This window comes from Bacteroides sp. HF-4919, assembly GCF_018860125.1.
Genome location: NZ_JAHKNF010000004.1, coordinates 357,741 through 371,928, shown reverse-complemented (window position 1 = coordinate 371,928; position 14,188 = coordinate 357,741). Strand labels below are relative to the sequence as shown.

Annotated in this window: 14 protein-coding genes, 1 tRNA gene and 1 pseudogene; 12 read left to right on the top strand and 4 right to left on the bottom strand. The window is 41.0% G+C overall.

All coding sequences use genetic code 11. The annotated features are described in order from the left end of the window. The first annotated feature begins 196 nt into the window (after positions 1–196). Positions 197–733 (top strand): GNAT family N-acetyltransferase, encoded by a 537-nt coding sequence (locus tag KO473_RS09680; RefSeq protein WP_122130374.1) that lies wholly within the window; start codon positions 197–199, stop codon positions 731–733. On the opposite strand, the gene KO473_RS09675 is transcribed toward KO473_RS09680, so the two are convergent. Then, positions 725–2,014 carry an MATE family efflux transporter gene (locus KO473_RS09675; RefSeq protein WP_122130309.1) on the bottom strand — a complete coding sequence of 430 codons (1,290 nt, stop codon included), beginning with the start codon at positions 2,012–2,014 and terminating at the stop codon, positions 725–727. The two genes, KO473_RS09680 and KO473_RS09675, sit on opposite strands and share 9 nt — an antisense overlap. A gap of 310 nt (positions 2,015–2,324) precedes the next feature. On the opposite strand from KO473_RS09675, the gene KO473_RS09670 reads away from it, so the two are divergent. The 4 genes and pseudogenes from KO473_RS09670 to KO473_RS23410 form a co-directional block, all read left to right on the top strand. After that, complete coding sequence (locus KO473_RS09670; RefSeq protein WP_005807889.1) at positions 2,325–2,651, top strand: cupin domain-containing protein; 327 nt, start codon at positions 2,325–2,327, stop codon at positions 2,649–2,651. A gap of 733 nt (positions 2,652–3,384) precedes the next feature. Next, positions 3,385–4,242 (top strand): GyrI-like domain-containing protein, encoded by an 858-nt coding sequence (locus KO473_RS09665; RefSeq protein ID WP_005807894.1) that lies wholly within the window; start codon positions 3,385–3,387, stop codon positions 4,240–4,242. Between the two features lie 701 nt (positions 4,243–4,943). Then, complete coding sequence (locus tag KO473_RS09660) at positions 4,944–5,828, top strand: SDR family NAD(P)-dependent oxidoreductase (protein WP_122130310.1); 885 nt, start codon at positions 4,944–4,946, stop codon at positions 5,826–5,828. Between the two features lie 325 nt (positions 5,829–6,153). Further along, a pseudogene (locus KO473_RS23410) lies at positions 6,154–6,348 on the top strand (IS5/IS1182 family transposase); the annotation flags it as partial. Between the two features lie 212 nt (positions 6,349–6,560). Here the strand turns inward: KO473_RS23410 and KO473_RS09655 are convergent. Then, positions 6,561–6,634, bottom strand: a tRNA-Thr gene (locus KO473_RS09655). Between the two features lie 307 nt (positions 6,635–6,941). Between KO473_RS09655 and KO473_RS09650 the strand changes: the two genes are divergently transcribed. The 6 genes from KO473_RS09650 to KO473_RS09625 all read left to right on the top strand — a co-directional run bounded on the left by KO473_RS09650 (position 6,942) and on the right by KO473_RS09625 (position 11,407). Then, entirely contained in the window at positions 6,942–7,490 is a 549-nt protein-coding gene (locus KO473_RS09650; RefSeq protein WP_032530334.1) for a DUF4199 domain-containing protein, read from the top strand. A gap of 26 nt (positions 7,491–7,516) precedes the next feature. Beyond that, on the top strand, positions 7,517–8,470 hold the full coding sequence (locus KO473_RS09645; protein WP_005782616.1) for a glycosyltransferase family 2 protein: 954 nt from the start codon (positions 7,517–7,519) through the stop codon (positions 8,468–8,470). A gap of 24 nt (positions 8,471–8,494) precedes the next feature. Next, positions 8,495–9,022 (top strand): DUF6452 family protein, encoded by a 528-nt coding sequence (locus tag KO473_RS09640; protein WP_032536806.1) that lies wholly within the window; start codon positions 8,495–8,497, stop codon positions 9,020–9,022. Beyond that, positions 8,979–9,731: a DUF6048 family protein gene (locus KO473_RS09635; RefSeq protein WP_005782620.1), complete on the top strand. Its 753-nt coding sequence runs from the start codon at positions 8,979–8,981 to the stop codon at positions 9,729–9,731. Before KO473_RS09640 ends, KO473_RS09635 begins: the two co-directional genes overlap by 44 nt. A gap of 4 nt (positions 9,732–9,735) precedes the next feature. After that, a complete protein-coding gene (locus tag KO473_RS09630) occupies positions 9,736–10,320 on the top strand; it encodes a manganese efflux pump MntP family protein (protein ID WP_005782622.1) in 585 nt (194 codons plus the stop codon). A 70-nt stretch (positions 10,321–10,390) separates the two neighbouring features. After that, positions 10,391–11,407, top strand: coding sequence for an FAD:protein FMN transferase (locus tag KO473_RS09625; protein ID WP_005821411.1), 1,017 nt, complete (start codon positions 10,391–10,393; stop codon positions 11,405–11,407). A 74-nt stretch (positions 11,408–11,481) separates the two neighbouring features. Here KO473_RS09625 and KO473_RS09620 read toward each other — a convergent pair whose 3' ends face one another. Continuing rightward, complete coding sequence (locus KO473_RS09620; protein WP_005782624.1) at positions 11,482–11,850, bottom strand: DMT family protein; 369 nt, start codon at positions 11,848–11,850, stop codon at positions 11,482–11,484. Between the two features lie 14 nt (positions 11,851–11,864). After that, positions 11,865–12,614, bottom strand: coding sequence for an ATP-binding protein (locus KO473_RS09615; protein ID WP_005782625.1), 750 nt, complete (start codon positions 12,612–12,614; stop codon positions 11,865–11,867). A 139-nt stretch (positions 12,615–12,753) separates the two neighbouring features. On the opposite strand from KO473_RS09615, the gene KO473_RS09610 reads away from it, so the two are divergent. After that, entirely contained in the window at positions 12,754–14,181 is a 1,428-nt protein-coding gene (locus KO473_RS09610) for a tetratricopeptide repeat protein (protein ID WP_005821431.1), read from the top strand. Positions 14,182–14,188 lie beyond the last annotated feature (7 nt).

Genomic DNA, 14,188 nt, shown 5'->3' with positions numbered 1-14,188 from the left:
GATACTTGTTTTTTTGTCAACTATAAACGAGGGCTTACACTTCCGAAATTGAATCCATTGTTTTTCCGGATTTTCCGCCAAAGATATGGTAAATCGGATAATAAAAAAGAGATAGACCGTGCAAGGTTAGAAATAAAAATACCATCTTTGCAGAAGAATCCAATTTCACTGTACTCCAAATATGAATTATAATCTTATGGACACCATCACTTTAAAAACCGAACGCCTCCTTCTCCGACCTTTCCGGGAAACGGACTTACAGGAACTCTTTGAATGCTGCCAGAACCCGAATCTGGGAAATAACGCCGGTTGGGAACCTCACAAAAGTATCGAAGACTCCAAAGAAATCCTGCATACGGTATTTATGAGGAATGAAGGAGTCTTTGCTATGATTCTGAAAGAGAATAATTCTCTGGTGGGTTCTATCGGCATTATTCCCGATCCTAAACGGGAGAATCCCCGGACACGCATGTTAGGATACTGGCTGAAGGAGTGCCATTGGGGAAAAGGAATAGCTTCGGAAGCAGCACATGCCGTATTGAATTATGGATTTAACGTACTGGGGCTGCATTTGATCTCGGCAAACTGCTATCCGCATAATACCCGCTCCCGACATTTGCTGGAACGGCACGGATTTGTATACGAAGGTATCCTCCACGAAGCGGAAACGACTTATGACGGCCATATATACGATCATTTATGCTTCTACCTGAAAAAGGAAATGTTACGATGACGCCCGCAAATAAAGGACAGACTGGATAGCCAACAAAATCACGAAAAGATATTCCGCCATCAGATAAACAGCCAAAGGGACTCCGGCATATCGGCTCAGCAGATATAAATAGGCCAGATAGACAGCAATCGTTGTCAACTGAAACAGAAAGGCGGTACGGGTTTTTCCCGTACCCGTCACCGCATTGATATACACATATCCCGGCAAGGCAAACACATAATTAAACAACATCACTATAAAAGGGACGGCTGACATTTCTATCAGTCGGGTACTATCCGTATAAAGCCCGGCAATCTGCCGATGAAAACACGCAGCCAATACTATCAGAGGAAAACCAATTGCATAACCTAACTTCACAATTTTCCGGCAGAGCGGAAACAACAATCGCCTCTCCCCCGCTCCGATCAGGTTACTGACCAGTGCCCCCGTAGTAGCGGCAAACGAATTGACAATAACAAAGAAGACGGTAGAAACGCTCCTTATAATATTGGAAACAGCAAGTTGCGCCTCCCCCAACCGTTCAATTGCTACAAAAAACAGAAACCACGGAGCAACACTGATAAAAGCGTGTAACATGCTCCATAGGGAGAGACGCAGCAGTTCGACCAACAATCGTTTGTCATATAGTGGTTTAAGTCCGAACTCTCTCCCGTCCACTTTCACCCAAGCATAAACGGCAACGATCAGGAGAGAAGCAGCCTCAGACAGAGAAGAGGCTAAGGCCGCACCTGCTATTCCCTTACCCCAAACAAAAATAAACAGATAGTTGCAGAGGATGTTGACTGAAACAGCCGTCATCGCCGCCCACGACAAAGCATTGGTCCGGGTGATGCCAACATAAAAAGAACGGAAGGCCAGAAACGGGAAAGAGAACAGCAGGCCGAAACATCTCCAATCCAGGTAATCGGTCACGGCACGATAGATCTCAGGCGAGTGAATGAAATACTTCAGGATAAATGGTGAAAAGAAATAAGAAGAGAAGCTCAGAAGGACAGCCAGCGCACTTAAGAAAAACAACCCTTGAAAGAAGGTTCTGCCTGTTCCGGCATAACGCCTCTCACCGTTACGGCGGGCGATCATCACTTGCAGACCCAGACTGAAGCCGAATCCCAACATGTAAACAGCGAGATAATAGATGCTGGCAAGAGCGGAAGCTCCCAATTCCACTTCACCGACATGTCCTAAAAAAATAGCATCGGTTATATTGATTAACTGTTCCATCAGGATGCTCAGCATCACAGGATAATTGATAAGTCCTATTTGTTGATAAGTATAATTCATTGCTCAATTGAATGAAAACGGCACATTCAGGTATCAAACAGACATACGAGTCCGGTTGTACCTATATGTACGTAACGGGTAAATAAATGGATATAAAAAACTCGGGGAAAGACGCCGAAGCATCTGTCCGATAGCTGAATAGCTTTATAAATCGGGAGCTATTCGTTGAGCGTAGCTATATGCAGAGTTTCATTCGGAAGATCAATGACTTAATAATAAATATGCGGCAAAGGTAGAAAAAAGAAACAGATAAACAATCTTTTTCTTCAAACGTTCTATCTTCGTATCTACTCAAAAAACAATATTGAATATGGAACAGTCTTTTAAAAAGGGAGCCGTACTCCACCTGCCTTCATTAGTGGAATATTCCGAAGGAGGAATTATCAGTAAACAGTTGATCAAGAGTCCTGCCGGGAATATCACTCTATTCTCGTTCGACAAAGGAGAGGGACTTAGCGAGCATCGTGCCCCGTTCGATGCTTTGGTACAAATATTGGAAGGAAGTGCAAATATGATAGTAAACGGTCAGGAGTTTACGGTGAAAGCCGGAGAAAGTATCGTGTTTCCGGCCAACGCGCCGCATGCACTGACAGCTATTGAAAGGTTTAAGATGTTGCTGACAATGATCAAAGAGTAACATCTGGAGGCAAGGCAGCTGTGTACCAATCTATCTTATGAATACTTCGGATATTCCCATATCAAATCATTTTTTGCAAGACGGGCTTATTTGTTTATTTTTCAGAAAGCACCGAAAGCTTCAAAAAAGGCAGGAGGAGGCTGAATCGTAAATTATTAAATAGGATATCATTCTACCCCGAATTCTGAAGTATTGGAAGAAAACTTGTTAAAAGAAGCAATTAAACTGTATCTTGGCTGGCAAGATACATATCTTAGCCGCCAAGATGTATATCTTGCCTGCCAAGATGCACATCTTAGCCGCTAAGATGAAGAGTTCGACGTGGAGACAACAATTTATCCAAGAGACAAAAGAAACTTTAGTAAGGTACGTCCGGGGGTTGGGGGTTAACTTCCGGGCAAGTGAATCCAAGGCCATTTGTCCTGTTTTTTTAGGATGTAAATCCGAGTATACATATCCAATCTTTTATATCAAACTTTTAAACTTAAAACATCCCGTTGACGTATCCTATCAGATTTATTCCCGATTCTTTTTATATCTCTTAAAACCAATTCTGCTCCAAGCCTATGAATACCCGAATAGAAAGTAACCGGCAGCCGCGCTCCCTAAATGAATCCGGCAAGCCCTGTTCCCGAATAAGACCAATCGCATTTTTATTTGTATTCCGCAACATCGGACAAGTCCTTTCTCTCTTTTCACCCTATCTTTGCAGCATTGAAATACCAATTGAATCATGGAAGGAAAAAAGACAACGCAAGAAGAGTATCAGAAGTGTGTGAACGCAGTGGTAGATTATATCAATCTCCACTTAGGTGAAGAAATTGACCTGAGATCACTGGCCAGGATTTCCCATTTCTCTCCTTTTTATTTTCACCGCATCATGAAAGCTTTTTTAGGCGAGCCCGTCGGTACTTTTATCGTCCGGACACGCACCGAGGCCGCAGCCCGCCTATTACGCTACTCATCCGCTCCGATAGCTGATATTGCCTATCGGATCGGATATGCTTCTCCATCCTCTTTCTCCAAAATATTCAAACAGATGTATGGTATTTCACCAACAGAATATCGTAATAATAAAAACTTTGTAATTATGAAACCAGCCATTATCAAACCGGATCTGGAATTGAAAAAGGAAATCAGGGAACTTCCCCAACGAAATGCAATTTACATCCGTCTCTTCGGCGACTATAAACTCAATGACTATGCAGGCACCTGGATACGTCTGATTCAGTTTGTGAAAGAACAGAAGCTTCCGATGGGAGATCCTTCACCTCTCTGCATCTACCATGATGATCCTAAAGTGACTCCCGCCGGAAAACTTCGGACGGATGTATGTATGTTGTTACCAACAAGCGCAACTCCAAAGGGAAATGTCGGATTCAAACAATTGCCTGCGGGACGTTATGCAACTTTCCTCTACCAGGGGCCATACGATCAGTTACAAGCTGTATATGATACAATTTACGGCAATTATTTACCCGAAATGGAGTGTACCCTGAGAGATGAACCCAGTGCTGAAAGATACCTTAATGATCCTTCATGTACTCTTCCCGAAGAATTATTAACCGAAATCTACATTCCGGTCGAATAAATTTCAAAGAATACAGGTTGGCAAAACGTGATGCTACTTTGCCAACCTGTTCACAATCTGGAAATGCCATAAGAAAAGTCAGAACAAGCAAGACACTATAAACCTAAAAACCTAACTATCAACCTCATGATTATCCTAATCCCCCTTAAAGCAATAATGTAAGAATCTTATAAATGCTTCGATAGCATACTGCCTTGGGTAACAAGTTTATTATATTGTTGGCAAGCTTTCTCTGATATACTTTTCGTTTTAGGACGATATCAATCAGCTAAACGATAAAACTCATTTTTAAACAAGTCTCTCTCTCGCTGATGCGAATCTGCAGCATATAGGATAATATCATACATATATATATCAGATTGTCTTTTCCTGCACTGCGTAAGATTCATGAGATGGGTTGAACCCACATCATAAACACTACCAGTTATACTTTGCAATTCATCCACAACAACACCTGTAAATCAATGTCCGGAAACATGATTTCACACAATGTTTCTCAAAAGTATTTTTCACTTGCTTTCCTATGACAGAAAAACGCACTATCTTTGCATTCGTTCAGCGAAGAAAAAGAAGGGCAAAACGGACTTTTCTACCATTTAAGTTTCAAACTATTGGTAATCAATTAGTCCAATATGCAGCATCGGTGCAAATAAACAACCTAAGAATCATTACCCTATACCCAATTTGAATACCTAAATATTATGGCAGACAATTATATCGAAAGACAATACGAGCAATACGAAGCCAGAAAAGCGGCCTGGGAAAAAGCACGCAAATATGGCAAAAAGAAAACGAGTATCACTCACTCTGCTAAAAGGGAACAAGCGGCTCAAACGACAACAGAGCCCCATAATCATAAAAGAGTATTTGTAACGGGAGGAGCCAATGGAATTGGTAAAGCTATTGTAGAAATATTCTGCAAAAGTGGGTACCGGGTGGCATTTTGTGACAAAGACGAAATAGCAGGAAAGCATACCGCAGAAGAAACAGGAGCCATTTTCCATCAAGTTGACATAAGTGACAAGGATATGCTTGAACACTGCATGCAACGCATCATTGAGGAATGGGATGACATTGATGTCTTGATCAATAACGCAGGCATCAGTGACTTCTCTCCTATCACTGAAACAAGCGTAGAAGATTTCGACAGGATTCTATCCATTAATCTACGCCCGGTATTTATTACTTCACACTTCATGGCTGTCCACCGTCAATCACAAACAACACCCAATCCGTACGGAAGAATCATCAACATCTGCTCTACCAGATATTTAATGAGTGAATCCGGCAGCGAGGGGTATGCAGCCTCTAAAGGGGGAATCTATTCACTAACACATGCGTTAGCCTTGTCACTTGCTCAATTTCATATCACAGTCAATTCTATTGCGCCGGGCTGGATACAAACCCATGACTACGATTGTCTCCGTCCGGAGGATCATGCACAACACCCTTCAAGAAGAGTCGGTAAACCGGAAGATATAGCCCGCATGTGTAGATTCCTTTGTGAAGAAGGAAATGACTTTATCAACGGTGAAAATATCACGATTGACGGAGGGATGACTAAAAAGATGATTTACACGGAATAATATAGTTCCAAACCAAACATACAGAAGTAAAATGGAATATGGTATAATGTACTAAAACCGTCTCCACTTTCCTGCTTCATGATACACTTTATTTTCAAAACAAAGATCGGTCCTTGTCCCTAATTTAAATGATACTCCAAATAAAAAGCTGCCCCCGAAAATCTTCAGGGCACTGAAAAAGCACCCTCCTAAGGATCAGGTTCTTGATTTGTCCAAAGATCTGCTGATCCTTCTAACTAATCGGCAAGACTGTGTCCATAGCAATCGAGAAAGGCATTATGAAATCGAAAGCCATCATAGTTGATGCTACTCATACGGGGGCTCGCAGTTGATCTTTCAAGATATGGAAGACCTTAAAGCCAAGTCCCGTATAAGGTATAAAACAGAACCGAAAAACGCGGAACTAAAGCAGGTATTCGGATACGACAGGGCATTGTCGTACGGGATCTTTTGTATGCAACCGCAAGGCGCTATGGTCATCTTTGCAGCAAATATCAAGAGGATCTTCAAATTAATTTAAGGAAAGCTGCTTTTTTACATAATTAATCAAGATAAGTGTTTGCCTGCCCATACGGACGAGGCTATCAAGCGTTTCAAGAACTCGCTTTAAAAAAAAATAGAAAAGTCGCCAAGTTAGTATTTCTAACTTGGCGACTCTCACTTTTGCTCTTCAAGAAGGCTGATCTGAAAAAACAGATGGTTTTTCAGTACCGAGATGCTTTTCTTTTTTTGAGCCTCTTGTCGGATTCGAACCAACGACCCCGAGATTACAAATCACGTGCTCTGGCCAACTGAGCTAAAGAGGCAAGTGGGTAAGCTTACTATATCGCGCCGCTACAACCAACTACCTTTGCTGCGATCAAGCCCTGGAGGATTCGAAGGGAGCTGGCCGTATAGGACTTACCCGGGTGCAAAGGTAGGTATTTTTATTAAACCTGCAATAGGGAGCTTGCATTTTTTTGTAAGGTTCATCAGTAAGCACCTACTTTTCAGAGATTTAAAATCGAAAAAAAAATGTTTTTTTTCTGTCCGGATAGCTTTATTAACTTTAACAGGCATAAATTCCATACCAACCAATATTATTTGTACCTTTGTGCGCTATTTATTAATAAAATGACAGAGAGCAGAAGTAACTTACAAAAATATGCCATGCATTTTGGCACCTATATGGGAGTATACTGGATACTTAAGTTCATTCTATTCCCACTGGGATTATCTATTCCATTTCTTTTATTCCTGTTTTTCGGACTGACTTTAGGAGTTCCGTTTATGGGATATTATTACGCACGTACCTATCGCGACAAAGTATGTGGCGGTTCCATCCGTTTTCTGCAAGCATGGGTATTTATTGTCTTTATGTATATGTTTGCGGCACTCCTTACGGCAGTAGCCCATTATATTTATTTCCGGTTCATCGACCATGGTTTTATTGTAAACACCTATATGGGAATGTTTGACGAATTGACTAATAAAGATGTACCAGGCGTAGAAGGTTATATCGGACAACTCAAAGAAGTGATGGAAATGATCAGTACATTGACACCGATAGACATTACCATGCAACTGATGTCGCAAAATGTGTTCTATGGCAGCATATTAGCCGTCCCCACTGCCTTATTTGTAATGCGAAAGCCCAAATCACCGGAGGTACAACCTCTATAATTTATAATATCTAATTCATATAAAAAATGGATATATCTGTTGTAGTACCGTTGTTCAATGAAGAAGAATCCATCCCGGAACTTTATGCCTGGATTGAGAAAGTGATGAAAGCCAATGGCTTTTCGTACGAAGTTATCTTTGTAAATGATGGTAGTACCGACCGTTCATGGGAGATTATCGAATCACTCCAAAAACAGTCGAGCACAGTAAAAGGTATCAAATTCCGACGAAATTACGGGAAATCACCTGCCCTATATTGCGGATTCGAACGAGCCGAGGGCGATGTAGTAATCACTATGGATGCTGATTTGCAAGATAGTCCCGACGAAATACCGGAACTATATCGCATGATTACCGAAGAAGGGTATGACCTTGTCTCAGGATATAAACAAAAAAGATACGATCCGCTATCGAAAACTTTGCCTACCAAATTATTTAATGCGACTGCACGCAAAGTTTCGGGAATACATAACCTCCACGACTTTAATTGTGGACTGAAAGCTTATCGTAAAGCCGTAGTGAAGAACATCGAAGTATATGGAGAAATGCACCGCTATATCCCTTATCTGGCAAAAAATGCCGGATTTCAGAAGATCGGCGAAAAGGTGGTACATCATCAAGCACGTAAATTCGGAAAGACCAAATTTGGCGGGTGGAACCGTTTCTTCAACGGGTATCTTGACTTAATCTCTCTCTGGTTCCTTTCCAAATTCGGCATTAAGCCGATGCACTTTTTCGGATTGTTAGGTTCACTGATGTTCATACTGGGATTCATCTCAGTGGTTATTGTAGGAGCCAGCAAGTTATACAATATGAATCACGGCATGCCTTACCGCCTGGTAACAGACTCCCCTTATTTTTATCTGTCACTGACTGCCATGATTATCGGAACACAGCTATTTCTGGCTGGTTTCCTTGGTGAACTGATCTCACGAAACGCTCCGGAACGCAACAATTACCTGATAGAAAAAATAATATAATGAATGATAAATGAAACCTGTACGATGAAAAAATTAATAAAACTGATACTCTTCCTGATGATAGCTTACCCACTGACCGGTGCTATCTTTTCTGCTTGCTCGGAAGAGAGCGACTGCTCCATGACCGGACGTCCGATGGTTTATGCCAATATGTATACCATCAATCCGGAAACAAAAGCCGTACTGAACGACACTCTTGACTCTCTGACTGTAACAGCGTTCGGAACTGACTCAATTATCATCAATAATCAAAAAAAGGTTCATGATATCGCCCTTCCTCTACGCTACACAAGTGACTCTACCATTCTTGTGTTTCATTATACCCGCCTGTTAAGAGATACAATGGTTATCCGACAAACCAATACTCCCTACTTCCAATCTATGGATTGTGGATACAGTATGAAACAAAACATTATCAGTATTCATCCGATCGATTATACAGATACCAATAAAAAGAAATATCATAGCATAGACTCCATATATATCAAATCAAATGCAGCTAACATTAATGGAACAGAAAATCTTAAAATATTCTACCGCTACAATCGTTAGTCTGCTGTGTCTTGCATTCAGTCTTCCGCTCCATGCACAACAACAAAGACCGAATGCACGTCCCTCCACTAAAGAGAAAGCTAAAGAGGAGATAAAAGTGGATACAATTCCATTTTATAATGGTACGTATGTAGGTGTAGACTTATTTGGGTTAGGCAGTAAACTACTTGGAGGGGATTTTCTAAGTTCCGAAGTAAATGTACGGGTGAACTTAAAAAGGAAATTTATCCCCACAGCAGAAATAGGTTTCGGACAGACAGATACTTGGAGCGATAATGGTATCCATTACAAAAGTGCAGCCCCTTACTTCCGTATCGGAGTAGATTATAATGTCGTTAAAGAATATTTGTATGTGGGACTGCGTTATGGATTCAGCAGTTTCAAATACGACATCTCAAGTACACCCTTTTCCGACCCTATTTATGGTGGAAGTATGGCCAATCCGGGATTAATAGACGGTATCTGGGGAGGAAGTGTACCTTATCATTACAATGGACTAAAATCCAATATGCAATGGCTTGAGTTAGTAGCCGGAGTAAACGTTCAAATCTATAAAAGATTCTATATGGGATGGACCTTACGCTTTAAGTTCAAGACCTCGGCTTCAGTCAACGAACATGGAAATCCATGGTATGTACCGGGTTTCGGTGAATATGACTCTTCAAACATAGGTATCACATATACCCTGATTTATAAACTACCATTTTAACGACATGACAGGATTAGAAATTTGGCTGCTTGCAATTGGTTTAGCGATGGACTGTCTCGCTGTCTCTATTGCAAGCGGTATTATTTTAAAACGTATCCAATGGCGGCCCATGCTCGTCATGGCATTCTTTTTTGGACTTTTTCAAGCTATAATGCCTCTATTAGGGTGGCTGGGAGCAAGTACATTCAGTCATCTTATCGAATCGGTTGATCATTGGATCGCCTTTGCCATCTTGGCTTTCCTGGGAGGACGGATGATTAAAGAATCCTTTAAAGAAGAAGATTGTTGCCAAAGATTTAATCCGGCAAGCTTGAAAGTTGTGATAACAATGGCTATAGCAACCAGCATTGATGCATTGGCTATAGGAGTGTCTTTCGCTTTTCTGGGTATTAAGAGTTGCTCGTCCATCCTTTACCCGGTGGGCATTATCGGATTTGTCTCCTTTCTGATGTCTCTTATAGGGCTCATCTTCGGCATCCGCTTTGGATGTGGTATTGCCCGAAAGCTCCGTGCTGAATTATGGGGAGGGATTATACTGATCCTTATCGGAACCAAAATATTAATAGAACACTTATTCTTTAATAATTAGCTATCAACCACAAGCCACAAGACTCTGGAAAATCATAAACAGGTTTGTCGCTTGCATACTTTTATTCATTATGGAAAAGAAAACAAGAAAAAGCTTTATTTGGCTGGCTATCCTTCTGCTGGGAACGATCTGGATATTAGCTCAACGCAATAAACAGGTACCTTACAACAGTATCAACGGCCTTGTATTCGGTACTGTATATAATATTACTTACCAATATGACGGTAATCTGAAAACAGAAATTGACGCTGAATTAAAGAGGTTCGACGGTTCCCTCTCCCCTTTCAATGACACGTCTGTTATTACCCGTGTCAACCGTAACGAAGAAATTGCAACGGATAGTTTCTTCCAAACCTGTTTCAACAGATCCATGGAAATCTCAGCCGAAACCCAAGGAGCTTTCGATATTACAGTAGCTCCGTTGGCCAACGCATGGGGATTCGGTTTCAAGAAGGGTGCCTTCCCTGACTCAACCATGATAGACAGCCTGCTCCAAATCACAGGCTACCAAAAAGTGAAACTGGAAGACGGCAAAGTAATAAAAGAAGACCCCCGAGTGATGTTAAGTTGCAGTGCAGTGGCCAAAGGTTATTCAGTAGATGTGGTAGCACGGTATCTGGATAGCAAAGGTATTAAGAACTACATGATCGATATAGGTGGAGAACTGGTCGTAAAGGGACTGAATCCCAAAGATGAAGTATGGAGAATCGGCATTAACAAACCGGTAGACGATTCGTTATCCCTCAATCAAGAGATACAAACAACGCTCAAGTTGACAGATGTCGGCATTGCTACTTCCGGAAACTATCGTAACTTTTATTATAAAGATGGCAAAAAGTATGCCCATACCATCGATCCCCGTACCGGATATCCGGTACAACACAACATTCTTTCGGCAACCGTAGTTGCAGAGGATTGCATGACTGCCGACGCATTGGCTACAGCCTTTATGGTAATGGGATTGGATGAAGCGGAGGCATTTACAAAATCACACCCAAACATAGGTGCTTATTTTATCTACAGTGATGAAAAAGGGGAGTTGAAAAGCTATTTCACAAAAAACATGGAACAATATCTTGATAAATAAAAAGAATATCCCCGGAGAAATATGTATATCCTTTCTCCGGAGATATTCTTTCGGGAGATACCGACGCAAACTGCCTACTTCATAAACACGAAATATACAGCCGCTATCAAACAGACAAAAGCAGCCACATGATTCCAATGTAATGACTCTCCTTTAAACAGTAAAGTAGAAAAGACAGTAAATATGATCAAAGTGATCACTTCTTGTATTATTTTGAGTTGCATTAATGAAAATGGTCCCCCGTTCCCACTAAACCCCAATCTATTGGCCGGAACCTGACAAGAATATTCTGCCAGCGCAATGACCCATGAAAACAAAACCACGCCATACAGAGGCCAATTACTGATCATTTTTGTCTCCTGCAGTTTCAGATGCCCATACCAGGCAAAAGTCATAAAAATATTGGAAACAATCAATAACGAAATTGCATAAACACCTTTCATACTTATATTTGAAATTAAAATTCTACTTCTTTAGGCAGTAACTCTTCCTGTACATTCGTCATGCTTCCCCAAAGGCTATATCGGGCTTCCGGATTCATCTTTTCCAATTGGCGGAGTATTCCTTTCATATCACTACGGCTCGACTGCGATTCATATGGACAGTTTTTTACTTGCTTCCTGTATCCACGTATCTGCGCGAGTTCCAGCAAGTCTGCTTCGTGCACCAGACACATCGGACGAATAATAGTCATATCAAACTTATTCATTACTAACCGTGGAGGCATTGTGCTGAATGCTCCTTGATATGTAATATTCATCAATAGTGTTTCCAGAATATCGTCCATGTGATGTCCGAGAGCAATCTTATTGCACCCCTGTTCTTTGGCAACTGTAAACAAGGCTTTTCTCCGATTCCACGAACAAAGAAAGCAAGGAGATTTGCGGGTATCAGTAGAAGGATCAAATGAGGTTTCATAAACAACCAACGGAACTCCATAACTTTCAGCATGTGCACGAAGATAATCCAAATCACTCTGATAGGGAATATTCTTCATAACCACATGTACTGCCACCACCGAAAAACGAGGTTTGAAAATACGTGAACGCTTACCTAATAATTCCACCAATGCCAAAGAATCTTTCCCTCCCGAAAGACCGACAAGCACTTTATCTCCCTCTTCTATCAGTCCATATTGAACTATCCCTTTATTAAACCGTTTTTCGATACGCCGAATGGTTTTCTCTTCTTCCGTAATCTGTGCCATAACTCTTTTAAAAATCGGCTGCAAAAGTAAGAGAAAAGAATGATTTAAAGAAGAATTAACATAATAGAAGAAGAGAAAAAAGGTTTATTTCCAATTAATTTGTATTTTTGAACTTCCGAATAATAACCCGAGACCATTTATGAAGAAAAAAAATATTCTATTCTTTCTATTATGCTTTCTCCTGACAAGCGTATCGGCACAAACCTTGGAACAAGCAAGGGCCATGTACGGTAAAGGACAATATGCTGAAGCCAAACCCGTTTTCCAGAAATATGTTAAATCGCAACCGGCAAACGGTAATTATAATCTATGGTATGGCGTATGTTGTCTTAAAACCGGTAATGCAGCTGAAGCGTTGAAGTATCTGGAAACTGCAGTAAAAAAGCGAATTCCGAGCGGGCAGTTGTACCTTGCGCAAACTTACAATGATCTATACCGATTTCAAGATGCGGTAGACTGCTATGAAACATACATAGCTGACCTATCAAAACGGAAGAAACCCACAGAAGAAGCGGAACAACTGCTGGAAAAGGCAAAAGGAAATCTTCGCATGCTGAAAGGAGTAGAAGACGTATGTGTCATCGATAGCTTTGTAGTAGACAAGGTCGACTTCTTGAAAGCTTATAAAATAAGTGAAGAGGCAGGTAAACTTTTCACTTACAATGATTATTTCAAAGCCAAAGGTTATCATCCGGGAACGGTTTATGAAACAGAAATCGGAAATCGCATTTATTACAGCGAACAAGGAGAAGAAAACCTGAATATCCTGTCCAAGACCAAAATGTTGGATGAATGGAGTCAAGGGAAACCACTTCCGGGAAGTATTAATGCCTCGGGAAACGCCAATTACCCATACGTATTGTCGGATGGAGTGACTATCTATTATGCTTCCGACGGTGATGGTTCTATGGGAGGATACGATATTTTTGTAACCCGATATAACACTAATACTGATACCTATCTGGTTCCGGAAAATGTAGGAATGCCTTTCAACTCTCCTTACAACGATTATATGTATGTCATCGATGAATACAATAACCTGGGATGGTTCGCTTCCGACCGTCACCAACCCGAGGACAAGGTTTGTATATACGTTTTCGTACCCAATGAATCCAAACGGACCTATAATTACGAAGCAATGAATCCGGAAGAAATAATCGGGTTAGCTCAACTCCATTCTTTGGAGAGTACCTGGAAAGATCAGAAAATAGTGGATAATGCCCGCCAACGCCTTGAAGCAGCTATTAACCACAAACCTGACATACAACAAAACTTCGATTTTGAGTTTGTTATTGACGACCATTCTACCTATCATCATTTGACGGATTTCAAATCTCCTAAAGCCAAACAACTGTATTTGAAATACGAACAGATGGAGAAAGACTACCGTCAGCAAACTAACAAACTAACTAACCAACGTGAGGGATTTGCACGGTCTAACAAAGACGAACAAACGAAAATGGCTCCGGCTATCCGTGATCTTGAGAAAAGGATATTCCAAATGTCGAAAGAACTGGATAAACAGGCTATTGAAGTCCGGAACGCAGAAAAACAAAATTTAAAATAACCCAATT